Source organism: Pseudomonas brassicacearum (assembly GCF_003732225.1).
Classification (GTDB): domain Bacteria; phylum Pseudomonadota; class Gammaproteobacteria; order Pseudomonadales; family Pseudomonadaceae; genus Aquipseudomonas; species Aquipseudomonas brassicacearum_E.
The window spans coordinates 42,263-65,820 of sequence record NZ_MOBJ01000001.1; the positions used below are offsets into that span (position 1 = coordinate 42,263).

Genomic DNA, 23,558 nt, shown 5'->3' on the forward strand with positions numbered 1-23,558 from the left:
CCCTTATGTGCGCATTCCGCGACCGCTGACCAGCAACCGCGCGCAACCGATGTACAACACCACGGTCGCCACCAGCATGAAGGTAATGGCGATGCTGATCTTGATGTCCGAGACGCCGAGGATGCCGTAACGGAAAGCGTTGACCATGTGCAGCACCGGGTTGGCCAGTGACACGGTCTGCCAGAACGGTGGCAGCAGGCTGATCGAGTAGAACACCCCGCCCAGGTAGGTCAACGGTGTCAGCACGAACGTCGGGATAATCGAGATGTCGTCGAAGTTGCGCGCGAACACTGCGTTGATGAAACCCAGCAGCGAGAAAATCGTAGCCGTCAGCAACACCACCAGCAGGGTAATCCCCAAATGGTGCACTTGCAGGTGAGTGAAGAACAGCGAAAGCAGCGTCACGATCACGCCCACTGCCAAACCGCGCAGCACCCCGCCCACGGTGTAGCCGATCAGAATGGTGTGCGGCGAAACCGGTGAAACCATCAACTCCTCGATCGAGCGCTGGAATTTGCTGCCGAAGAAGCTCGAGACCACATTGCCGTAGGCGTTGGTGATCACCGACATCATGATCAGACCCGGCACGATGTATTCCATATAGGTGAAGCCACCCATATCACCGATTTGCCGGCCAATCAGATTGCCGAAGATCACGAAGTACAGAACCATGGTGATCGCCGGCGGCAGCAGGGTTTGCGGCCAGATCCGGGTAAAGCGCCGGACTTCACGGTAAACGATGGTATTGAGCGCGACGAGGTTGGGTTTCAGTTCGGAACTCATACGGCCACCTTCGCCAGATTTTTCTCCACCAGAGACACGAACAGCTCCTCGAGGCGATTGGTTTTGTTGCGCAGGCTCAGCACTTCGATGTTCTGCATGGCCAACTGACTGAACAACGCGGTGATGCCGACGGCCTTATCGACCTGGACTTCCAGTGTATGGCTGTCGAGCAGGCGGGTCGGATAGCCGTTCAGTTGCGGCGCGACCGTCATGTCGTGCTTCAGGTCCAGCAGGAACGTCTCGACATGCAGCTGGCTGAGCAGGTTACGCATGCTGGTGTTTTCGACGATGGTGCCGTGGTCGATGATGCCGATGTTGCGGCACAACTGCTCAGCCTCTTCCAGGTAATGCGTGGTGAGGATGATGGTGATGCCTTTCTGGTTCAGCTCGGTGAGGAAGGTCCACATCGAGCGACGCAGTTCGATGTCCACGCCGGCAGTCGGTTCGTCGAGGATCAACAGACGCGGTTCATGCACCAACGCACGCGCGATCATCAGACGACGCTTCATGCCACCCGACAGTGAACGCGACGGCACATCGCGCTTGTCCCACAGGCCGAGCTGGGTCAGGTATTGCTCGGCGCGTTCCTTGGCGACTTTGGGCGGGATACCGTAGTAACCGGCTTGAGTCACGACAATGTCGAAGGTCTTTTCAAACTGGTTGAAATTGAATTCCTGCGGCACCACACCGATACAGCGCTTGAGCGCGGCAGGGTTGCGGTCCAGGTCATGGCCAAAGATATTCACCGTTCCGCTGGTCTTGTTCACCAGGGTCGAGAGAATGCCGATGGTCGTGGATTTGCCGGCGCCGTTGGGGCCGAGCAAGGCAAAAAAGTCACCTTCGGCGACATCCAGATCGATACCACTCAAGGCCTGGAAACCGTTGCCGTAGGTTTTGGTTAGCTGCCGGATGGACAGAGCAGAACTCATATCGGATTTACGCACCAAGAAGGGAAGTCAGGAATAAATAAGAGCAAGCGGCGATCAATGCAACCGCGGCGCATAAACGCAATGGTGCTTGGCGACGCAGCACAAGTACAGTCACGTGTGTTGATAGTCAGTATTAAGTCAACGCGGTCATGACCGCTTTTTGATAAGCCGGACGTTGCTTGAGACGCGCATACCAGGCTTGCAGATGAGGCATTGGCGCTCGCTCGATGGGCATCTCGAACCAGGCATAGATGAAGCTGCCCAGAGGAATGTCGCCCACACCGATCTCGTCGCCCGACAAATACGGCTTCTGCGCCAATGCCTGATCGACCATCGACAACAATTGTTCGCAGACTTTCTGCGCCGCGTTGATCGCGACCCAATCCTGCTGATCTGCCGGAGTACGCAATACGCCCCAGAATACCTGGCGGAACGGTTCGGCAAACGACGAAGTGGTCCAGTCCATCCACTTTTCAGCGGCTGCCCGGGCCTGCACATCGGCCGGATACCAGTTCGAATCAGCAGCGTGACGGGCGGCCAGGTAACGCACGATGGTATTGGATTCCCACAGCACAAAACCGTCGTCTTCGATCACCGGGATGCGGCCATTGGGGTTCATCGCCCGGTATTCTGGCGTGTCGACCACACCAAACGCCCCGCCCGCATCCTGCGTTTCGTAGCTCAGCCCGAGTTCCTCGGCGCACCACAGGGCCTTTCTGACATTCGACGAATTTTTCCGACCCCAGATCTTCAGCATGACCGCTCCTCAATGGATGAATGCCGGAGCAGTCTACGCCCCGGATCAGCCGTGACTCAAATCGCTCTGGATGTCGCCCAACAGGGCTGGCGACAGCTCACCGAACAAATGCGGGTAGAGTTTTTCCAGGTACTCGAAGAAGAACGCTTCGGGTACATCGGCGAACTGGCCGTGATCGACCAGGTACTCCATCGACTGCTGCCCCTGGCGATTGAACGGGTGAAACACACTGTCGTTGACCCCGTCGAACTCCAGCGCCGGCACATCGAACAACTCACAGAGTTTCTGGTTGAACGCCGGCGTGGCCTTGACCCAGCGACCCTGCAAATACAACTCGGTGTAACCGTGCATGGCGAACACGTCGCTCTTGAGCAACTCGATCAAGCGCGGGGTCGACAGGTGATTGCGCACATCCGCCAACCCGATCCGCGCCGCGATTCCACAGTGCCGCGCACAACCGGCCAGCAACGTGGCCTTGGGCACGCAGTAACTCTCGCCAGTGGCCAGCGCATAACTGCCGCGCAAGGTCGCGGGATCACGGCTGAAGGTGTAAGGGTTGTAACGCACCGCTTCACGCACGGCGTAGTACAGACTCACCGCCTGCTCGACCGGATCACGGCTGTTGCCGCGATGCTGTTCAGCGAACTCCACCACCGCCGGGTGGTCACTATCGATGAAGCGGCCGGGACTCAGATACTCGTGCATGAGAACAATCTCCTGGGGAAGCCACGAGTCTAGCGACAGACCTAGCACAGAGATAACGACGTTTCGGCCAAACATCAGAGCTTGTCGCACGCTCAGCGAAGCTTTTTTACGGCGTTCGTCAGCGTTATCACTCACGAAAATCACCGCTGTTTCCCACGATTTCAAACACATTGCTCTGACCACCCTGTTTTACAGATGCCGTCTAAGCTCTGAAGGTGGTTTTGACCCTGGTTTCACGGAGGATTGAATATGCTGCTGTTGTGGATACTGGTTCTGGTGGTCGGGATTGCCTGGCTGGCTCACCGCCGCATTGCGCCCCTGCCCGTCCTGGGTATCGTGGCTGTCTACCTGCTGGCGATGGGTGTCTTCAGCCATGCTCGAGGCTGGTTGATGCTGATTTTCTGGATCGTGCTGGCCGCCGTGGCAGTTCCCCTGCTGCTGCCCGAGCTGCGACGCAAATATTTCAGTGCGCCATTGTTCAACTGGTTCCAGAAAACCCTGCCGCCGATGTCACAAACCGAACGCGATGCCATTGATGCCGGCACCGTCTGGTGGGATGGCGAGCTGTTCAGCGGTCGTCCGGACTGGAACAAACTGCTGTCCTATCCCAAAGCGCAGTTGAGCGAAGAAGAACAGGCATTCATCGACGGCCCGACCGAAGAACTCTGCGCCATGGTCAGCGACTGGCAGATCGGCCAGGCGATGGACTTGCCGGCCGAGGCCTGGACGCACATCAAGCAAAATGGTTTTTTTGCCCTGATCATTCCCAAGGAGTTTGGTGGCAAGGGGTTTTCTGCCTATGCCCACTCACAAGTCGCAATGAAACTGGCGACCCGCAGCGGCGACCTGGCCTCCACCGTGATGGTGCCCAACTCCCTCGGCCCGGCCGAACTGTTGCTGCATTACGGCACCGATGAACAGCGCAACCATTACCTGCCCCGCCTGGCGCGTGGCGACGATATCCCGTGCTTCGCGTTGACCGGCCCGCTGGCCGGCTCCGATGCGGGCGCCATGCCCGACACCGGGGTGATCTGCAAAGGTGAATGGGAAGGCCAGGAAACCCTGGGCCTTCGGCTGAACTGGGAAAAACGCTACATCACCCTGGGCCCGGTCGCCACCCTGCTCGGCCTGGCGTTCAAGGCCTATGACCCGGACCATCTGCTGGGGGACGAGGAAGACCTTGGCATCAGCCTCGCATTGATCCCTACCGACACCGCCGGGGTCGAAATAGGTCGCCGCCACCTGCCCCTCGGCGCCGCGTTCATGAACGGCCCGAACTCCGGCAAGGACGTATTCGTGCCGCTGGACTTCCTCATCGGCGGCCAGGAAATGCTCGGCAAAGGCTGGATGATGCTGATGAATTGCCTGTCGGTCGGACGTTCGATTTCGCTGCCGGCAGTCGGCACTGGCGCGGCCAAGTTCACCAGTCTGGTGACCGGCCAGTACGCTCAGGTTCGCGAACAATTCAACGTACCGCTATCTGCCTTCGAAGGGATTCAGGAAGCCATGGCGCGTATCGGCGGCAACGCCTGGATGATGGACGCCGCGCGGATGCTTACCGCCAACGCGGTGGATCTTGGCGAAAAACCTTCGGTGCTCTCGGCGATTCTCAAGTATCACCTCACCGAACGCGGTCGCGAATGCATCAGCCACGCCATGGATGTGCATGGCGGCAAGGCGATCATCATGGGGCCCAATAATTACCTCGGGCGCAGCTGGCAAGGTGCTCCGATCTTCATCACGGTGGAAGGCGCGAACATCCTTTCACGCAACCTGATGATCTTTGGTCAGGGCGCGATCCGTTGCCATCCGTTTGTGCTCAAGGAAATGGCCCTCGCTGGCCGTGAAGACAAGGACCAGGCACTGAAGGAATTCGACGGCCTGCTGCTCAAGCACATCGGTTTCGCCGTGAGCAACGCCGCCAGCACCCTGGTGCTGAACCTCGGCTTCGGGCACTTCGAACATGTACCTGGGGACAAACTCAGTCAGGGCTACTTCCGTGCCCTCAACCGTCAGGCCGCGGCATTCGCCCTGCTCGCTGACCTGAGCATGATGCTGCTGGGCGGTGAACTGAAACGTCGCGAACGCCTGTCGGCCCGACTCGGCGATGTACTGAGCAACCTGTACCTGGCCTCCGCCGCCCTCAAGCGTTACCACGACCTCGACTCGCCGGAGCACATGACGCCGCTGTTCGCCTGGGCCATGGAAGAGAGTCTCGGCCAGTCGGAACGAGCACTGGATGAACTACTGAGCAACTTCCCGAGCAAGGTGCTGGGTTGCCTGTTGCGGGTGATCGTGTTCCCGTTCGGTCGTCGTCACAAAGGGCCGTCGGATAAACTCGGTGCCGAAGTGGCTGCGGTGATTGGCCGGGCCAAAGGCGACCCGACGCTTGAAGAGTTGCTGGGGGGGTGCTATCGCCCGCAATCGGTCGATGACCCGGTCGGCGCCCTGCAACATGCCTGCAACCTGCTGAGCGCTGCACAACCGTTGCAGAAAAAAATGCACATTGCGCTCAAGAGCGGGCAGTTCAAACCGAGTGCCGGGGAGCACGTCATCGACGCCGCCCTGGAGGCCGGTGTGCTGCAAGCTGCAGAAGCCTATACCTTGCATGAGGCCGAAGCCGCACGGCGCAAAGTGATCGACGTCGATGACTTTTCCAGGGAGCAGCTTCAGCTGGCTGAGGGCAAGACCCGTTAACGCGGCGGTTCGTCCGGCGGGTCAATGATGAAAAGCGGGCGCTGGAGCTATATACTCCAGCGCCCGTTTTGCTTTAGTTCTAGAGGACTCCCGTTATGCTCGACCAAATTCTCGTCCAGCTCGACCTCCTGCGCAGTATCCTGGTCGCTGTCGGTGAAGCCGAGCAGGTTCCAGACGAAAGTCATGCCTTGTTCCTGGAGCGCTTCGACGAACTGCGCGCGTCGCTACCCATCGATCCGATCGAAAGCCAATACCTGGGTCAGGACATTCTTTGTCAGGTCATCACCCGTTATCCGCAAATTGCCCATCTGGTTCCGCGCGACCTGCTGTGGTACTTCGCTGGCGACTGCCTGCATTACATGCCTGATGATGAAATCGACCTGTATCAAGCCCTTGAAGAACGTCGCTTCGAAGCCGAGCAAAATGACGAACCGTTCGACTGGAACCAGGAAAAACAACTGCTGACCCTGTCCAACCAGGACAGCAAGCACTGATCCCAATCCACAAAGTAACTACACAACTTTGAAATACGGTCCAGGGCTGAACTCGTAGCAGCTGTCGAGCCTGCGAGGCTGCGTTCGAGGACGAAGTCCTCGCAAATCCTGCGTACGCGGTTAAGCCTGAAAGAATGCGTTGCCTGATCTCACGACTGCTGCGCAGCCGAACGCAGCCTCGCAGGCTCGACAGCTGCTACGGGCGTTAAAGCAAAAAAATGTGTCGATACTTATAAAGGCTCGCACGGTTTAACCGGCAGGCCTTTTTGCTTGTTCGGACAGATACGCCGCACTAAAAAAAACCATCGCTTTCCGGCAATTCATACGCCAGCACAGCCTTGCTGGAAACACTCAACTTGCTGTGCTTGCTCAGCGTCGGCTCTTTCTCCAGGCACTCCACCAGGTAATCGATAAACACTCGAAGCTTGGGCGGAAGATAGCGTGTCGGTGAATGCAGTAGCCAGGCGCCGCCGTGATAAGACGCGAGAAAAGTCCAGTCCGGCAGGACTTGCACGATCAACCCTTGTTCAAGCGCATAACGTGCCGTGAAATACGGCAAACTGCCAATCCCGATGTGCTGCAAAACCGCCCCCAGCCGCACGCCCGTGTGGTTGGCGGCATACCGGCCGCGGACACCGACGGTCACTGCTTTGGTGCCTTTCTTGAACTTCCAGCGCGCATCGCTTGGTGTTTCGCCCAGATAGATACAGCTGTGATTCAGCAGGTCATGGGGATGAGTCGGGGTACCGTGCTCTGCCAGGTATTGCGGGGTCGCGCAGAGCAAATGATCGATGGTCAGCAGCTGCCGGCCGACCAGCCCGGCCGGCGGTCGATCCGTGATACGAATCGCCAGATCGACATGATCGTCGATCAGGTCGACCTGACGATCCTCAAGCAGCAGCTCTACATCGACTTTGGGATAACGCCGAAGAAATTCCGGCATATGCGGATGAATCACGAATCGTCCCACGGCCTTCGGCACGCTGACCCGTATCAACCCCTCGGCCTCATGGGTGAACTGGCCGCTGATTTCCATCACCGAGCGGGCGGCACTGACCATTTCCTGGCAACGCTTGAACACCTCTTCGCCACCGTCGCTCAGACGCAACTTGCGCGTGGTCCGCTGCAATAGCCGAGTGGCCAGCGCCTTCTCCAGGCGCGAGATGCTGCGACTTATCGCCGAAGGCGAAGACCCCAGCTGTCGGGCAGCTTCAGAGAAACTACCGGTCTCGACAACCTTGACGAAAATCGCCATTTCACCCAGCAACGGCAGCGGTAGATTTATGCTCACAGCGCAACAGTCCTTTGATGTTTGAATGGATTATCACGCAATTCCGGCCTTCATATAATAAAAATAGAAACTTTAATAAGGGCATGGAATATGACGCTTCGCCTCTTTTTCCATAGTGATGACCTCAAGGCCAATGTGGAAGTCCTGGGTTGCACGCCCTGTGAGAACGAATTCGCCGTGGTGCTACGCGCCACATTGTTTCACCCGCAGGGCGGTGGTCAGCCCTGTGATACCGGCTGGATCGGCGAAAGCCAGGTGCTGCGGGTAGTCCAGGAACCGGAGCGGATCGTCCATTACGTCGACCAGCCGGTAAAACTGGGGATGACCTCGATCAAGGTCGACGAGCAACGCCGCCAGCTCAACAGCCGTTTGCATTCTGCCGGCCACCTGATCGGTCACTTCGCCGAGACCCGGGGCTGGACGCCGATCAAGGCGCACCACTGGCCAGGCGAAGGCCGGGTTACGTTCCAACCAGGGGAAACGCCACAGGAACTCGACGCCGAGGTTATTCAAAACACCCTCGCGCAGTGGATTGCCGACGACCTGCCACGCCTGACTTCGCTGCGTGAAGGCGCGCGGGAAATCGGTTTCGGCGAGTTGCCCGCCTACGGCTGCGGCGGTACTCATGTACGGCGCCTACAGGAATTAGGCACGGTTACGATCGCATCCCTCTCGCAGAAGAAGGGCACGCTCTCAGTTCGCTACACCGTGGACTGAACCCTTCGGCGATGCCGCTCCGACACCGGACCCACGTCATCGCCTGAAGCCTGGGGAGCCTGCGCTCGCGGGCTCGACGACAATCTGATAGATGGATCTAAGACATGATGCTTGACGTCGAGCGTCTCGATGAGACGTGCATACAAAAGCTGGCCAACGAAGAAGTACTCGCCATTCGGCTAAAGAACTTTATCGCAGAGCCGCTCGCCATCCAGATCGGCGACAAGATTCTCGCCCCCGGCTTCGAGGGCTACATCAACGCTCCCAGCATCGGTCGCATCGGCATGGCGTTCTACGAAGCGGAAAACCAGCCCCTGCTGATCGAAGACTATTTCGAACGAGCCACCTCCAACATCGCCGAGCTGCGGGCCCGCTGCGCGCCCTACTCCTCACCTGTCGACACCCTGCGCTGCATGCTCGACGAGTCCTGGCCAGCGGGCGCTCACCTGGAAAACCTCTACGGCCGCAAGATGTACGTCGGCCTGTCTCGCGTGGTCAAACCCGGTGTGTGCTTTCTCGCCCATCACGACATTTTCGCCAAGGACGCGCCCGACAGCTTTCAGGCCAAGAGTCTGGAGGCTCAATTCGCCTGCAACGTTTACCTGAACATGCCAACCGAAGGCGGTGCCCTGCAAATGTGGGATCACGACATTTCGCCGGACCAGTTCGATGAAATGCGCGGCGACAGCTACGGTATCGACCCCGCCCTGCTCGGCCCTCCCACATTGGAAATCCGCCCGGAGCCCGGCGATTTCATCATGTTCAATTCGCGGTGCATGCACTCGGTAACCCCTGGTGTGGCCGATCCGCGATTGAGTCTGTCGTTTTTTGTCGGCTATCGCGGCAATGCCTCACCCCTTACTTTCTGGAGTTGAAATGCTTTCGAACTACCTAGGCGAATTCCTTGCACTGGCGACGATCCACTTTCTCGCCGTCGTCGCGCCGGGACCTGACTTTGCAGTGACTATTCGCCAGAGTGTGCGCTTCGGGCGTCTGGTCGGGATATGCACCGCACTCGGCATTGGCGCGGGCATTTCGGTGCATGTGCTGTACACCTTGCTTGGGGTCGGTGCACTGATGCACACCACCCCCTGGTTACTGACCGTGGCGAAAGTCGTGGGGGGAGCCTACATTCTTTACCTCGGCGTGAGCCTGCTGCGCAGCAAACCCAAATCGGCGATTGAAGGCGACAAAGTTGCAGACAAGTCAACTGAACAACAGACGTTGTTCAAGGCATTCACCACGGGGTTTCTGACCAACGCCACCAACCCCAAAGCCACGCTGTTTTTTCTGGCGATCTTCACCACCATTATCAGCGCCTCGACACCGCTGCAGATTCAGGCGCTGTACGGGCTGTGGATGTGTTTTGTAAACGCCTTGTGGTTCGTGATCGTTGCGCTGTTCTTTTCCAGCGCTCGGGTGCGACTGCTGTTCATGCGCATGGGCCATTGGTTCGAACGAACCATGGGAGTGATCCTGATTCTGTTTGCCGGACGCTTGATTCTGTCGATGTGAGCCGTGCCCGCCCTGTAGGAGCTGCCGCAGGCTGCGATCTTTTGATCTTCGCTCGTGGGCATTTCCAGAGCAGTCAAAAGATCGCAGCCTGCGGCAGCTCCTACAGGGTTCTGGGGGTTACTTCAGATTGCCACTGAGAAACTGCTGCAAACGCTCGCTCTTCGGGTTGCCCAGCACGTCCTCTGGCGCGCCCTCTTCCTCCACTCGCCCCTGATGCAGAAACAGCACCTGATTCGACACTTTACGGGCGAAGCTCATTTCGTGAGTCACCATGATCATGGTCCGGCCTTCTTCGGCCAGGCCCTGGATTACCTTGAGCACTTCGCCCACCAGTTCCGGGTCCAGCGCCGAGGTCGGTTCGTCGAACAACATGACTTCCGGCTCCATTGCCAATGCGCGAGCAATAGCGACACGCTGTTGCTGGCCACCCGACAGGAACGCCGGGTACTGATCCGCCACGCGAGCCGGCAGGCCGACCTTGTCCAGATAACGACGGGCACGATCTTCTGCGTCTTTCTTGCTGACACCCAGCACCCGGCGCGGAGCCATGGTGATGTTTTCCAGCACGGTCATGTGGCCCCACAGGTTGAAGTGCTGGAACACCATCGCCAAACGGGTGCGCAGTCGTTGCAGTTCGGCATCGTCGGCCACGCGCATGCCATGGTGATCTTTGACCATGCGAATCTGCTTGCCGTCCAGGCTCATGGCGCCGTCGTTCGGTGTTTCGAGAAAGTTGATGCAGCGCAAAAAGGTACTTTTTCCCGAGCCGCTGGCGCCGATCAGGCTGATCACGTCACCGGTTTTGGCCTTCAGGGAAACACCCTTGAGCACTTCGTGGCTACCGTAACTCTTGTGTAGTTCTTCAACAGTCAATTTGTACATGTGCGCAATCATCCTCTAAGGGAAAATGGGTCGCCGCTGCGTAGACGTCGCAAGCGGCGACAAAGCCCGTGGCCTGATTAGTGAGCCGGGCCGAGAAAGGCCAGCCAACGACGTTCGGCAATGCGGAACAGACCGACCAGCGCAAAGGTGACCAACAGGTAGATCAGCGCGGTAATACCGAACGATTGAAAGGTCAAAAAGGTCGCCGAGTTGGCATCCCGCGCCACTTTCAAAATGTCCGGGACGGTGGCGGTGAAGGCCACGGTGGTCGAGTGCAGCATGAGGATCACTTCGTTGCTGTAGTACGGCAACGAGCGACGCAGGGCCGACGGCATGATCACGTAGGCATAGAGCTTCCAGCCCGTCAGGCCGTAGGCTTTGGCGGCTTCGACTTCGCCGTGGTTCATGCTGCGAATCGCCCCGGCGAAAATCTCCGTGGTGTAGGCGCAGGTATTCAGGGCAAACGCGAGGATGGTGCAGTTCATCGCATCGCGAAAGAACGCATCGAGCACCGGTTGCGCACGGACCGCGGCCAGGCTGTAGATCCCGGTGTAGCAGATCAGCAACTGGATATACAGCGGCGTGCCGCGAAACAGGTAGGTGTAGAACTGCACCGGCCAGCGCACGTAGAGCTTGTTGGAAACCCGGGCAATCGACAGTGGAACCGACACCAGGAAACCGATGAAAATCGAGGCGCTGAGCAACCACAGGGTCATGGCCAGGCCGGTGATGTGGTAGCCGTCGCTATAGAGGAAGGGCTTCCAGTAGTCCTGCAGTAATTCAATCATCGTACAGCCTCCCGGGAACCTGCCGCGTAATGCCGTTCGAGCCAGCGCAGGACATAGTTCGACGCACTGGTGATCACCAGGTAGATCAGCGCGGCCAACACCAGAAAAAAGAACAGTTGATAGGAGCTTTTACCGGCGTCCTGCGCGGCCTTGACCAGATCGGCGAGGCCGATGATCGACACCAGCGCGGTGGCCTTGAGGATCACCATCCAGTTGTTGCCGATGCCTGGCAGGGCGAAGCGCATCATTTGCGGGAACACCACGTAGCGAAAGCGCTGAGCACGGCTCAAGCCGTAGGCCGTGGCCGCTTCCATCTGCCCACGAGGCACCGCGAGGATCGCGCCGCGAAAGGTCTCGGTGAAGTACGCGCCGTAGATGAAACCCAGGGTGATGATCCCGGCGGCGAACGGATTGATCTCGATGTATTCCCAGCCCAGCGCCTCGGTGAAACTGGTCAACCAGGTTTGCAGGCTGTAGAAAATCAGCAGCATCAGCACCAGGTCCGGCACGCCGCGAATCAGCGTGGTGTAGAGCTGGGCCGGAATCCGCAACAGTTTGACGCTGGAGAGTTTGGCACTGGCGCCGATCAGGCCGAGCAGAACGCTCAACAACAGCGACAGTATCGATAACTTAACGGTCATCCAGGAGCCTTCCAGCAACAGGGGGCCGAACCCCTTCAAGCTGAATGCGGAGAGCCCGAGTGTCTGCAAAAGTGCTTCGAACATAATTCAGGAACCTATAGCGATAAAAAAGCGCCCGTCCCGAGGACGGGCACCGGGGCCTTACTTGCCGCTGTAGAGACTCAGATCACCGAAGTGTTTCTTCTGGATCGAGTCGTAGGTGCCGTCATCGTGGATCGCCTTGATGCCTTTATCGAGAAGGGCCTTGAGCTCGGTGTTGCCTTTGGCGATACCCACCGCTGTTTTAGCGGGCAACAACTCGCTGTCGATCGGTTGGCTGACCTCGAAATCAGCCCCTTGCGGCGACTTCAAAAAGCTCAGCTTGGCTTGCAGCATGTCCTGGATCGTGGCGTCGAGGCGACCGGACATCAAGTCAGCGTAAACCTGGTCCTGGTTGGCGTAGGCCTTGGTTTCTACCCCGGCCTTGTCCAGTACGGCCTTGGCGTAGGCTTCCTGGATGGTGCCTTGCTCGTAGCCGACTTTTTTGCCCTTGAGCGAGGCCACGTCAGAAACGCTGGAGCCTTTCTTGTAGACCAGCGCGGTCGGGCCGGAGAACAGTTCGCTGGAGAAGTCGATGACTTTCTCACGGGCTGGAGTCACGGTCATGGAAGAGATCACGCCGTCGAACTTGTTGGCCTTCAGGCCTGGAATCGTGCCGTCGAAATCGCTCTCGACCCATTTGCACTTGACCTTCAGCTCGGCGCAGATCGCGTTGCCCAGATCGATATCGAAGCCCACCAGGCTACCGTCAGCCGCTTTGGACTCGAACGGTGCGTAAGAAGGATCAACGCCAAAACGCAGCTCTTTGTACTCTTTGGCCGTGGCTACACCTGCGGCCATGCACAAGGTCAAAGCAGAAAGGGTCAGCAATGTTCTTTTCATTATTATCAATTCCTAAAACCACTACGGGCGCTTATGGCGCATGGGTGCTGTTACTGGAATGCGTGTGACGCTGTGAACCTGAACCTCAAAGCAATGCTGCGCGTCAACGCCTGCCGGCGACTCCCACGCACACACATTTACTTGTACATACAAGCATATGCAATCAACCAGCCAACTCGCTGAACGGGAGCTGAAGAAAGCTTTTAAAGCAACAGGAAGGCCTCTGGAACGGGGCTTTGGCGATGACAAAAAAATTCTCGAGGGCTGTCGAGCCGCGTTCGCGACTGTTACCTGAGCCGCGTTTTGTGTCGTGTTGGTGCATCCGGTAACAATTTGAAAGGACGCATTACGTGCGGAAATACCCCGTCGCGGGGCCAGCTCGCAGGTAAGTGCACGGTTCGAAAAATAGCAACGCGCGCACATTTTCACTGAGGTTTTTCTTCTAATTCATGGCGCTTTGCCTTGGTTGAACTACTTTCAAACAAGGAAAAGTTATACCGGCGTGAGTTGTCCACGTTTTGTTCAGCGATCAGATAGCGGATTGGCACAAGGAGTTACCTCACCATGATCCTGGCTGGCGTTTTTCTGCTTTGTGCCTTGATTGCCGGTTACTTATTGGGGGAACCGCGTCGGCTGACAGTGCTTTCTATAACCACTGCTGCTGTCGAGCCTGTGCCTATTGCTCTGGTCGGTAGCCTGTCCGAGCCAGACAAGGTTGGCAAAAAAACCTCGCGTGTCCTGAGCCCAGGTATCTGGATCACTGACGACAGTTTTAGCGTAGGTCGCTCGCAGGTCAAAGACCTGCGTATTGCGCCTGCTCGCGCGCAGCACCAAGGAATATTGCCGGGACCATTAATGGTTAGTGGTCTGGCGAAGTGGAGGGCCGGCCCGGGCCCCTTGAAGCGATCCAAGGCAACCAGGTCAGCCCGTAGATGGCCTATTCAGCGAGGATGCACTTAATGAGCTATCGTACCGTGCCCGCTTTCAAACGAATTATCCATGGTCTGTTGTGGATGGGCCTTGGAGTGGACGCAGCTCAGGCCGCGGCGAACAATTGCTCGCAACTGGCAAATCTGCCCGCCGTGTTCGAGGTCGGTCAGGGACTTCAGGATGAGTTGCGCATGCCAGTCCCGATCAAGCAGTTGGCAGTCGGCGACCCGAAAGTTGCCGATGTGCAAACCAGTAGCAGCAACTCCTTCATACTCACGGGTGTAGCTCCCGGCGCCACCAGCCTGATGGTCTGGACCGCCTGTTCACCCACGCCGCGCCAAAGCATGGTATTCGTCAAGGGCAGGGCCACCGCAGCACTGACCAGCGTGTCGACGGTGCCTTCTGAAGACCCGCTGCTGCCGAGCCAGGTGCAGACCGACATTCGCTTCGTCGAAGTCAGCCGCACCAAATTGAAAGAAGCCAGCACGTCGATCTTCGGCAAGAGCGGTAATTTTCTGTTCGGCTCGCCAGGGTCTGTGCCCGGGGTGACTGTGACCCCCGGCCATATTGGTAATCTGGCGCCAAACATCCCGCTGAATAACGGCACGTTCAATATCGGCTTTGGCGGCGGTAATGTGCTGGGGATGATCAATGCGCTGGAAGGCAGTGGCTTTGCCTACACCCTGGCGCGGCCGAGCCTGGTGGCCCTCAGCGGACAGAGTGCGAGCTTCCTGGCCGGTGGTGAAGTGCCGATTCCGGTGCCCAGTTCAGGCAGCGACAACATCTCCATCGAGTACAAGGAATTCGGTGTCCGCCTGACCCTGACCCCGACCATCATCGGGAAAAACCGCATCGCCCTGAAGGTCGCGCCCGAGGTCAGCGAGCTGGACTTCACCAAGGCCATTCAGATCGCCGGCACCGTGGTCCCGGCATTTACCGTGCGCCGTACCGACACCAGCATTTCCCTGGCCGATGGCGAAAGTTTCGTCATCAGCGGTCTGATCAGCACCAGCAACAGCTCCCAGGTGAACAAGTTTCCGGGGCTGGGCGATATCCCGATTCTCGGCGCGTTCTTCCGCAATAACTCCATCAACCGTGAAGAGCGCGAACTGTTGATGATCGTCACTCCGCACCTGGTTCAACCGCTGGCGGTCAACGCACAACTGCCGACATTGCCTGGCGAACAACTGCGCAATTATGACCCGAACTTCTACCGCATGTACTTCCTCGACAACGGCGACTTCGACAGCCGCATGGGGCTCTCGCAATGAGCCTGGTTCAACGTGTTGTAGCCAGAGGACACTCAATGAAAGCGGTTATTGCAATTGCGGCGACGGTGATGCTCGCAGGTTGTGCCACCAATGGCCTGTCTTCGCGACCGAGTAGCTGCGCGAGTCCAGGTTCCGATCAACAGTTGTCCCTGAACCTGGCCGACGACATGACCAACGATGGCCGTTTGTACGCCAGCCTGGCGAATCTGGAGGGGCTGCCCGAAGACCTGCCGCAGGTTCGCCTGCGCAAGGCTCGAGTCCTGCGCCTGCTGGGTCGTAACGAGGCCGAACCGTTGTACAAGAGCCTGCTCGGCACGTGTATGGCCGCTGAAGGCGAGCATGGCCTGGGCCAGTTGGCCGCGGCCAGAAATGATAATGCGGCCGCCGCGGATCACCTTGAGCGCGCGATGAGGATGGCCCCTACCGACGATAAAATCCGCAATGACCTGGGGGTCGTCTACCTCAATCAGCGTCGGATCAATGAAGCACGCTTTCAGTTTATGACCGCCATGGAGCTCAAGCAGTCGGATTCACTGGCTGCGCTCAATCTGGTGACACTGCTGATCTATCAGGATAACTGGAAGCAAGCTGCTGAACTCGCGAACCGCGCCAGCCTGAGCCCCAAGCAAGTCGCAGACGCTCAAGCTCGCGCAGAAAGACTCAAGGCCCCCGCTAAAAAAGTGGTGGCTGCCGAGGGGAGTCGCGCGGCAGAGGTAGTCGATGCCTCAGCCAGTGCGATCAAGTAGACATTACGAGGAGTCGAGATGAATACCAAGAGGCTGTTGATAGTGTGCATGGCTTGCCTGTCCACGACCGCCTGGGCTATTGAGCCGGGCCCCTCTTCGGTGCCGCAACAAGGCACCGAACAATGGTTGCAACTACAGATTCGCGGCGTGGTTGCCTCCCCTAAGCTGCAAACCGTTTCGTCCACCGAACGTGACCTGTCCATGCAACGCTGGCTGAATAGCTTTACCTACCCGATTCCTGAACGTTATGAGCAAAAGATCTCGGGAAGTATGAGCACCAGCAAATGAGACACGTCAGTGGGCGATCAGCCTCTGGCGTAGCCCAGCGTTACCTGGCGAGAACGTCGGGGCCAATAACGTGCGTGGGTAAAAGAGTAAAAGGATAAAAGTGGATCAGGCGCCGGGCCTGACCCACATAGGATTTGCTCCACCCTGTACTCCGAAAGGAGCCGCCATCCTGCTCGGCAGCCCCCCGCGCTTATCTCACCCAAATGCTTTGAGCACCCCGAGCAGGGCTGGCCCGATGGCGATCAAAAAGAAGCTCGGCCACAGACAGAAAATCAGTGGGAATATCAGTTTGGTACCGATTTTCGCGCCCATTTCTTCGGCTGCCTGCGTACGCCGATCGCGAAACTCATCGGCATAGATACGCAAGGTATCGGCCACGCTGGTACCAAAGCGGATGCTCTGCCCCAACAGGCTGACCAACCCTTGCACATCTTCCAGCCCGGTGCGCACAGCCAGTTGCTTGAGCGCCTCGGTACTGGTAATGCCGGCGCGGATTTGCGCATTGACCAGCGCCAGTTCCTCTGCCAACTCGACCTGACTGACCGACATCTCTTCAGCCACCCGCTCGATGGTCGTAGGCAAGGCCAGACCCGACTCCACGCAAACCACCATCAGATCCAGGGCATCCGGAAACGCAGCGCGCAGCCGGCCTTGTCGCAGTTGCTTGCGCTTGCCGACATACATTGCTGGCACCAGCCAACCGACAGCGGCAGCCATGAGCACCAGCAGCAGCCCCAAGATCAGGGAAAGCCTGGGAATCAGCGGCAACACCAGCAGCGAAATGCCGACCAGTATCAGCGGCAACAACAGGCGCACAGCCCAGTACATCTGCACCGCCGAAGACGAGCGGTACCCCGCGTGCATCAACAGAAGCTGGGTTTCGGACGTCTGAGCGGTTTCGGCTGAGCCAAAACGCTGGCCGACCCGCTCCAGCAACAGTTGCAGATTACCTGGCGCATCCGGCCCCCCTGCACTCCCGTAATGCCCCCGTTTGATCAGCGCAAGGCGACGCTGCATCGGGTCCTGAAGCCCCAACACCAGTAATATCACGGTGACGACCGCGAGCACGGTACTCAACCCTATCGCACTGACGAACAACAGGCGCGCCAGCGCCTCATTACCCGTCACCCGACCCAACAACCCGAGCAAATAGTCCATGACCTGCACCTCCGCGTAGCGAATACCGCTTAAACCTGAATCCGGATGATTTTGCGGATCCAGACAATCCCTACCAACATCGCGCAGAAAGCGCCGATGATCAGCTTATGGCCAATCGGATCATTGATCAGCACAGGCAAGTAGGTGGGGGTTGTGATCAGGATCAACGCCGCCAGCACGAAAGGAATGGCCACCAGCACCCAGGCCGACATCCGCCCTTCGGCCGACAACGTCTTGACCTTGCGCTGAAAGCGGAAGCGCCCCCGGATCAGCCTACTCAATCGCTCCAGCACCTCGGTCAGATTGCCGCCGGTCTCGCGATGGATGAGGATCGACGTCACCAGCATCATCACCGTCATGCTCGGCATGCGCTCCAGCAGGCCGAGCATGGCGCGACGCACATCATTGCCATAGTTGATATCGGCGAAGGTCAGGCCGAACTCATGAGCCACCGGCCCCTTGTGCTCTTCGGCGACCAGACGCAAGGTTTCGTTGAATGGATGCCCGGCGCGCAGAGCCCGGCACATGGCATCCAGCGCATCCGGCAAGCCCTCTTCGAACGCAGCAAAGCGTTTGTTGCGGTCACGGAGGATTTTCAGCAACGGCAACCAGGCCACCCCAAAAGCCACCGCCAGCGCCATCCACCAGGGTGACGAGAGCAACAAGACCAGGGCTCCTGCACCCACACCCATGGCGATCCCGAGGAACAGCACCCGATAGGCCCGATATTCGTGCCCCGACTGCTCGATCAGCTGTGTCAGGCTCGCCATGAACGGCAGTTGCTCAAGCCTGGCCTCCAATGGCGACAAGCGTGTCAGGTACTTCTGCCGCAGCACGGTTTGCATGTTGGGCAAATTGTTGGCTCTCTCCAGCACATGCAGGCGGCCGCGAATGCGCTTGCGCATCTTGCCCGCCTCGCCGAACACCGGCACCACCACGCCCTGGGACAGGAGGAAGACGGCGATAAACACCATACCGAGAAAGATCAGAATGAATTCACCGGATATATGGTTCATGACTGCCGTCCCTCCATCCATTCAGGCCTGAACAAGGTCAGTGGCAACTCGATGCCACGCTTGGCCAACACATCGCGAAAGGACGGGATCATGCCGCTGGGACGATAATCACCGAGCACTTCACCGTGTTCGCCCATGCCACTGCGGGCAAACGAGAAGATTTCGGTCATGGTGATGATCTCGCCCTCCATGCCGTTGATCTCTTGCACGCTGACCAGACGCCGTTTGCCGTCCTCCTGACGCTCCAACTGGATCACCACATCAATGGCCGAAGCAATTTGCTGACGCATGGCCTTGATCGGGAAAGTGGCACCGGTCATGGACACCATGTTCTCGATTCGCCCCAATGCATCGCGTGCGGTATTGGCGTGGATCGTGGTCAGCGAGCCGTCGTGGCCAGTGTTCATGGCCGTCAGCATGTCCAGCGCCTCGGCGCCACGGACTTCGCCGATCACAATGCGATCCGGACGCATCCGCAGACTGTTACGCACCAATTCGCGCTGGCTCACCTCGCCACGCCCCTCGATGTTCGAAGGACGGGTTTCCAGGCGCACCACATGGGGCTGCTGCAGTTGCAGCTCGGCCGAGTCTTCGATGGTGACGATCCGCTCGTTTTGCGGAATGAAACTGGACAGCACATTGAGCATGGTGGTCTTGCCGCTGCCGGTGCCGCCGGAGATCAATACGTTCAAACGCCCGCGAACAATCGCCTTGAGCAGCAAAGCAATGGCCGGGGTCAAGGTACCGACCTGAATCAGGCTATCAGTATTGAGCAGGTCCACGGCAAAGCGGCGGATCGACATGCTCGGTCCGTCAATGGCCAGCGGCGGAATGATCGCGTTGACCCGCGAACCGTCCTTGAGCCGGGCGTCCACCAACGGTGAGGACTCATCGATGCGCCGCCCCAGACTGGAAACGATGCGGTCGATGATGTTCAGCAAATGCTGATCGTCACGAAAGCGCACATCGGTCCTCTGCAGCTTGCCGAAACGCTCGACATACACCGAGGCAAAGCCGTTGACCAGAATGTCGGACACGCTGTGATCGGCCAGTAACGGCTCCAGCGGGCCAAGTCCGAGCACCTCGTCGGTGATCTGCTTGATGATCAACTGGCGGCTGACCGAACTCACGGGCGCTGAATGCTCATCCAGCAGACGCTGGCAAATATCGCGAATCTGCCGTGTGGCCTCGGCCGGTTCAAGCGAATCGAGCAAGGACAAGTCCATGACTTTAAGCAATTGCTGATAGATCTTTTCCCGCCACTCGGCCTCTACCGGGGTGACCTGGCTTTTGGTCTCGTAAAGAATGTCCGGTGCTGCACGCTCCCACGCCATCAATTCCTCTGCCGGGTCCAGCAGGTCGTCGCCCGGTTGACCAGGCGACGATGCGGCGGGTTTAGCGGACTGTTTGCGCAAACGGTTACGGAATTCGCTGATCATGGGTCATCCCCCGAAAAAACGGTTGAAGGCGCGTTTGAGTAAGCCTTTGTTTCCGGTCATCTGTTGACCGACCAACGCCTCGGTCATCTCGCGCACGGCGACGGTGATCGGAGCCCGCGGTGCTTGCACCCCCAACGGCACGCCAGAGTTCTGGCTCTGGCTGACCAGGTTGAAGTCGTTGGGTAATTTCAACAGATTCGCGCAGCGCAGCGCCTCGCCAATATCCTTGAGGCTGACTGCCGCCGCCTTGTCATAGCGGTTGACCACCACCTGCAATTGATCCCCGCGCACGCCCAGGTCCTCGCGAAGAATCCGCGTCAGGGAGCTGGCATCTCGCAGGTGGCTGACGCTCTGCTGCACCACCACGTACACCCGGTCTGCCTGCTCCAGCACAGAACCTGTGAGGTGGTCGATTTGCCGCGGCAGGTCAACCACCACCCAGTCATAGCTGGCACGGGCCAACTGCAACAGTCTGTCAAGTTGCTCGGGCTGGGCATCCTGCGGCAGGCACAGCTCGCCGGCCCGGCCACCGAGCACATGCAAAGTCGGGCTGAAGTGGCTGCAAAAACCGCGCAACGCGACGCTGTCCATGTCCTCGACCTGCTGCAACACCTCCAGATGGCTGTGCGACTGCGCCACATCGAGGTAATGCGTCACGCTGCCAAATTGCAGGTCCATGTCCAAAAGCAGGGTGTTGCCGCCCTTGACGCTGAGCTGGTGAGCCAGGTTGCAGGCCAGCAAGGTGCCGCCGGAGCCGCCCTTGGCGCCAATCACCGCGATCAGCTTCCCTTCTGCCCCACTGTTGACCCGGACCTCTGAGACCAGACGACTCAAGGCTGCAACCAACTCAGTCTCGGCTATCGGCTCCGGCAGGACATCACGAGCGCCGGCCTGCATCGCCAGGCGCATGGCGTCCTGCTCGTTCAACAGGCCACACACCAACAGCGGCGGACGCTCATGGGCCGGACGCAGTAACAGTGCCGCCAGCTCCTCGCGCCACAGGTGGCTAACGCGTACCAATAGCAGATCGGGCATCCGCTCCAGACCATAGAGCGGGTCGACATGCCCATTACTCACCAGACGCGTGCTCACCTCCAGGCTGGGCATGCGTTGGCAAACGCCTTGCAGATCACGCAACGCCGTGGCGTCACGGCTACTGATCAGCAATCGCAGCCCTGGTTTGCCGGTCGCAGTGCTTAGTGGAGTTTCCTTGATATTCAGCATGGAGTGACCTCCCCTGATTCGGAATGATGCCCAAGGGCTTCGCGTGGCAAGGTTGCCCTGATGGTGGGCAACGTGATGGGCACGCCAAACCCGGGAATAAACAGATTGAATACGTAGCTTTGCAGGCTCACCTGGACATAACGGATGGCACGGAATCCGGTGACGTTGACGGTGTCGGTGGGGTTGGCCACCACAGCACCGTTTGCATCCAGGTAGGTCAGCGTCAGGTTGCCAGTGCCCAGATTGGTGATCAGCTGGCTGGTGCCGGTGTTGCCCGCGGGATTGAAGATCGCCCGCTGCAACACGATCGGATCGCTGATATTGCATACCGCCGCCAGGCGCGCGCCGCGCCGCACGGATTCATCGAGGGCATTCACCGTGAAGTACAGGCGGCCCATTTCCAGCACGCTGAACAACAGAATGAACACCAGCAAGCCTATGACGGCGAACTCCACCACATAGACGCCACGCATCTGTTTGCGATTCATCACAGAGCCCTCATGACAGTTGAGGCGACCAGCGGAATACTCAGCGCAATCGTATTGGCAAAGAGCCCGGTAATCGAACCGGTACAAGCACCAGCGCCAATCACCGGGCAGAAGGTATAGGTGATGGTGACCCGTACATGGTCGGTGCCTACTGCGACGACGGTCACGTTGCCGGTCGTCAACCCTGACACTACAGGCGTCCCGGTGTTGACAGGCACGCCATAGACCGCCACGTTTTTCGTCTGGGTCTCGAGCGTGCTGCCACTCGTAACAACGGCATAGCCAAGCGTCGAGTTCCACGCCTGACTGGCGACGTAACGGCCGGCATCACGGCTGGCCTGCAACAGGGTGTTGTACTGAAAGAGCATGCGGCCAAACTCGCCGAGGGCCAGCAACAGCAGCAGCATTAACGGCAGGACGATGGTGAATTCCACCATTGCCATTCCGCGCTGGCCCTGCGGTTGTTTCAACGCGTGAAGTCTCATGACGCCTCCTACGAGTCAGTGCTCGGAGTGCCGCTGCCATTGATATAGGTTTTGTAGAGCTGAATGATCCGTGGGCCGGCATCACCTGAAGGATTGGGGCCGGGCACGTTGTCGCCTGAACACTCCTGCACGAACTGCCCGAAGATCTCCGAGGTACTGCCCGTGCTACCGGCCGGCTGCACCACGAAATAGCAGCCAAAACCCAGGACCGGAATCGAGGTCGCACCATTGTTTTGCCCAGTGCAGTTGCCTATCACGACTTTCAGCATCCGTCGTTCGTAGACTCCTGGGTTCTGGCACCCCGTGCCTGAGCCGGCAATACACGCCGCGGAGCTCGCCAGCCAGTCGTTGTAGCCAAGCACCGCCTTGCCGCCAGCGGTGAGCGTGCCATTGCTCGAAATGATGGTCTGACCCTTGTATTGCAGTGTGCCTGAGCTGTTGGTGATCACTGGCGTGCTGTAGCTGACGATCAGGTCTGACGGATAATCCGCGGCTTTGAGCCCTCCACTGTACTGACCGAAACGGGTATTCAAACCTTGGGACACCGGGCCGACGTTGTTGCCCGGTTTGGTCGTGACATTTTGCCCGACGCTGCGGCATACCGAGCCGCCTCCAGCCAGGTCATCCCTGACTGTGCTGCCGCCCGAGCCAAAATCGAGCAGTTGAAAATTGCCTGGGCCAATGGCGGATGTAGTGCCTGAGCCTGTTTTCAAATCCTGCAAATCGCCAAATTGATAGCCCCAGAACACTCCGGTGCTCGGGCTGTATTTGGTCGGGTCACCACAGACCATCAATGGCGCGAGATCGCAAGGGCTGGTGGGGCTGGGGCCGGCAGTAGCCATCGCCGCTACCGACTTGTTGCCCAGACCGCCACCGCCCAATGCCTGGATGAAGCTCCAGAAAAAACCGGTCAGGCTATAGTTCGGTACCGTTACCCGTACATAAGTTGCATTCGCCGGGCCTGGGTAGGAGAACGGTCCATAGACGTTGTTGGCCAGTTCCACCACAGCGAAGGTGCCCGCATTGTTGCCAATGGCCGTGTTCAATTCAGTGTTGCCCGCGGCACTGGCATTCAGCGTCAGCGTATTCAGTGCGGCAGTGCGCGTTGTGCTGGCAATGCCGGTACCGCCGGTGACCTGACTCAGGGTTTTGGCGCCGCTCAGGGCCGCGGCATCCACTGCATTTTGCAGGCGGGTCTTGTTCAGCAACAGGTGGCCGCCGTCCAGCGCCAATGCCGCCATCATGCCGATCGCGGCCAACGCGATCACCATCATTACGGTCACCGATCCCCGCTGGCGCCTTGGCGTTACCGGAAACGGCCGTTGAATTCGAGAATTCATCATCAAGCCCTCATTTGCCGATACGGACCCGGATTGGCTCCGCCACTACCTGG

General features: G+C 58.7%; 24 protein-coding genes. 8 read left to right on the forward strand and 16 right to left on the reverse strand.

Annotation, left to right across the window (positions count from 1 at the left end):
- Positions 1 to 3: 3 nt before the first annotated feature.
- From BK659_RS00230 to BK659_RS00245, 4 genes are all read right to left on the reverse strand, one after another.
- A complete protein-coding gene (locus BK659_RS00230; RefSeq protein ID WP_019689336.1) occupies positions 4 to 783 on the reverse strand; it encodes an ABC transporter permease in 780 nt (259 codons plus the stop codon).
- Positions 780 to 1,712 (reverse strand): ABC transporter ATP-binding protein, encoded by a 933-nt coding sequence (locus tag BK659_RS00235; RefSeq protein WP_123423203.1) that lies wholly within the window; start codon positions 1,710 to 1,712, stop codon positions 780 to 782. Before BK659_RS00235 ends, BK659_RS00230 begins: the two co-directional genes overlap by 4 nt.
- A gap of 133 nt (positions 1,713 to 1,845) precedes the next feature.
- On the reverse strand, positions 1,846 to 2,469 hold the full coding sequence (locus tag BK659_RS00240) for a glutathione S-transferase family protein (protein ID WP_123423204.1): 624 nt from the start codon (positions 2,467 to 2,469) through the stop codon (positions 1,846 to 1,848).
- Between the two features lie 45 nt (positions 2,470 to 2,514).
- Positions 2,515 to 3,174 (reverse strand): transglutaminase-like domain-containing protein, encoded by a 660-nt coding sequence (locus tag BK659_RS00245; RefSeq protein WP_123423205.1) that lies wholly within the window; start codon positions 3,172 to 3,174, stop codon positions 2,515 to 2,517.
- A gap of 249 nt (positions 3,175 to 3,423) precedes the next feature.
- Between BK659_RS00245 and BK659_RS00250 the strand changes: the two genes are divergently transcribed.
- Together BK659_RS00250 and BK659_RS00255 are read left to right on the forward strand one after the other, a co-directional pair.
- Positions 3,424 to 5,871, forward strand: coding sequence for an acyl-CoA dehydrogenase (locus tag BK659_RS00250; RefSeq protein ID WP_123423206.1), 2,448 nt, complete (start codon positions 3,424 to 3,426; stop codon positions 5,869 to 5,871).
- A gap of 95 nt (positions 5,872 to 5,966) precedes the next feature.
- Positions 5,967 to 6,365, forward strand: coding sequence for a PA2817 family protein (locus BK659_RS00255; RefSeq protein ID WP_123423207.1), 399 nt, complete (start codon positions 5,967 to 5,969; stop codon positions 6,363 to 6,365).
- A gap of 292 nt (positions 6,366 to 6,657) precedes the next feature.
- Here the strand turns inward: BK659_RS00255 and BK659_RS00260 are convergent, their stop codons facing one another.
- Positions 6,658 to 7,656, reverse strand: coding sequence for a LysR family transcriptional regulator (locus BK659_RS00260; RefSeq protein ID WP_123423208.1), 999 nt, complete (start codon positions 7,654 to 7,656; stop codon positions 6,658 to 6,660).
- 90 nt (positions 7,657 to 7,746) lie between these two features.
- On the opposite strand from BK659_RS00260, the gene BK659_RS00265 reads away from it, so the two are divergent.
- The 3 genes from BK659_RS00265 (at position 7,747) to BK659_RS00275 (ending at position 9,888) form a co-directional block, all read left to right on the forward strand.
- Positions 7,747 to 8,373 carry an alanyl-tRNA editing protein gene (locus tag BK659_RS00265; RefSeq protein WP_123423209.1) on the forward strand — a complete coding sequence of 209 codons (627 nt, stop codon included), beginning with the start codon at positions 7,747 to 7,749 and terminating at the stop codon, positions 8,371 to 8,373.
- A gap of 104 nt (positions 8,374 to 8,477) precedes the next feature.
- Complete coding sequence (locus BK659_RS00270) at positions 8,478 to 9,248, forward strand: 2OG-Fe(II) oxygenase (RefSeq protein ID WP_123423210.1); 771 nt, start codon at positions 8,478 to 8,480, stop codon at positions 9,246 to 9,248.
- 1 nt (position 9,249) lies between these two features.
- Positions 9,250 to 9,888, forward strand: coding sequence for a LysE family translocator (locus tag BK659_RS00275; protein ID WP_123423211.1), 639 nt, complete (start codon positions 9,250 to 9,252; stop codon positions 9,886 to 9,888).
- A 117-nt stretch (positions 9,889 to 10,005) separates the two neighbouring features.
- On the opposite strand, the gene BK659_RS00280 is transcribed toward BK659_RS00275, so the two are convergent.
- From BK659_RS00280 to BK659_RS00295, 4 genes are all read right to left on the reverse strand, one after another.
- Positions 10,006 to 10,770, reverse strand: coding sequence for an ABC transporter ATP-binding protein (locus BK659_RS00280; protein WP_123423212.1), 765 nt, complete (start codon positions 10,768 to 10,770; stop codon positions 10,006 to 10,008).
- A gap of 77 nt (positions 10,771 to 10,847) precedes the next feature.
- Entirely contained in the window at positions 10,848 to 11,558 is a 711-nt protein-coding gene (locus BK659_RS00285) for an ABC transporter permease (protein ID WP_019689329.1), read from the reverse strand.
- Entirely contained in the window at positions 11,555 to 12,283 is a 729-nt protein-coding gene (locus tag BK659_RS00290) for an ABC transporter permease (protein WP_123423213.1), read from the reverse strand. The genes BK659_RS00285 and BK659_RS00290 overlap by 4 nt, the downstream gene beginning before the upstream one ends.
- Before the next feature lie 57 nt (positions 12,284 to 12,340).
- Positions 12,341 to 13,120, reverse strand: a complete 780-nt coding sequence (locus BK659_RS00295) for a transporter substrate-binding domain-containing protein (protein ID WP_123423214.1) — start codon at positions 13,118 to 13,120, stop codon at positions 12,341 to 12,343.
- Positions 13,121 to 14,079: 959 nt separating this feature from the next.
- Here BK659_RS00295 and BK659_RS00305 point away from each other — a divergent pair.
- Genes BK659_RS00305 through BK659_RS00315 form a run of 3 tightly spaced genes read left to right on the forward strand, consistent with a single transcriptional unit; the run spans position 14,080 to position 16,355 of the window.
- Positions 14,080 to 15,321 carry a type II and III secretion system protein family protein gene (locus BK659_RS00305; RefSeq protein ID WP_123423215.1) on the forward strand — a complete coding sequence of 414 codons (1,242 nt, stop codon included), beginning with the start codon at positions 14,080 to 14,082 and terminating at the stop codon, positions 15,319 to 15,321.
- Positions 15,322 to 15,356: 35 nt separating this feature from the next.
- Positions 15,357 to 16,067, forward strand: a complete 711-nt coding sequence (locus BK659_RS00310; RefSeq protein ID WP_123423216.1) for a tetratricopeptide repeat protein — start codon at positions 15,357 to 15,359, stop codon at positions 16,065 to 16,067.
- 18 nt (positions 16,068 to 16,085) lie between these two features.
- Complete coding sequence (locus BK659_RS00315; protein ID WP_123423217.1) at positions 16,086 to 16,355, forward strand: DUF3613 domain-containing protein; 270 nt, start codon at positions 16,086 to 16,088, stop codon at positions 16,353 to 16,355.
- A 195-nt stretch (positions 16,356 to 16,550) separates the two neighbouring features.
- Here BK659_RS00315 and BK659_RS00320 read toward each other — a convergent pair whose 3' ends face one another.
- Genes BK659_RS00320 through BK659_RS00350 form a run of 7 tightly spaced genes read right to left on the reverse strand, consistent with a single transcriptional unit; the run spans position 16,551 to position 23,508 of the window.
- Entirely contained in the window at positions 16,551 to 17,513 is a 963-nt protein-coding gene (locus BK659_RS00320) for a type II secretion system F family protein (RefSeq protein ID WP_123423218.1), read from the reverse strand.
- Between the two features lie 29 nt (positions 17,514 to 17,542).
- On the reverse strand, positions 17,543 to 18,529 hold the full coding sequence (locus BK659_RS00325; RefSeq protein WP_123423219.1) for a type II secretion system F family protein: 987 nt from the start codon (positions 18,527 to 18,529) through the stop codon (positions 17,543 to 17,545).
- Positions 18,526 to 19,968 carry a TadA family conjugal transfer-associated ATPase gene (locus BK659_RS00330; RefSeq protein ID WP_123423220.1) on the reverse strand — a complete coding sequence of 481 codons (1,443 nt, stop codon included), beginning with the start codon at positions 19,966 to 19,968 and terminating at the stop codon, positions 18,526 to 18,528. The genes BK659_RS00325 and BK659_RS00330 overlap by 4 nt, the downstream gene beginning before the upstream one ends.
- 3 nt (positions 19,969 to 19,971) lie before the next feature.
- Positions 19,972 to 21,192 carry an AAA family ATPase gene (locus BK659_RS00335; protein ID WP_123423221.1) on the reverse strand — a complete coding sequence of 407 codons (1,221 nt, stop codon included), beginning with the start codon at positions 21,190 to 21,192 and terminating at the stop codon, positions 19,972 to 19,974.
- Complete coding sequence (locus BK659_RS00340) at positions 21,186 to 21,680, reverse strand: TadE/TadG family type IV pilus assembly protein (protein WP_123423222.1); 495 nt, start codon at positions 21,678 to 21,680, stop codon at positions 21,186 to 21,188. The genes BK659_RS00335 and BK659_RS00340 overlap by 7 nt, the downstream gene beginning before the upstream one ends.
- A complete protein-coding gene (locus tag BK659_RS00345) occupies positions 21,680 to 22,165 on the reverse strand; it encodes a TadE/TadG family type IV pilus assembly protein (protein WP_123423223.1) in 486 nt (161 codons plus the stop codon). Before BK659_RS00345 ends, BK659_RS00340 begins: the two co-directional genes overlap by 1 nt.
- Before the next feature lie 8 nt (positions 22,166 to 22,173).
- Positions 22,174 to 23,508: a pilus assembly protein TadG-related protein gene (locus BK659_RS00350; RefSeq protein WP_123423224.1), complete on the reverse strand. Its 1,335-nt coding sequence runs from the start codon at positions 23,506 to 23,508 to the stop codon at positions 22,174 to 22,176.
- Positions 23,509 to 23,558: the final 50 nt, after the last annotated feature.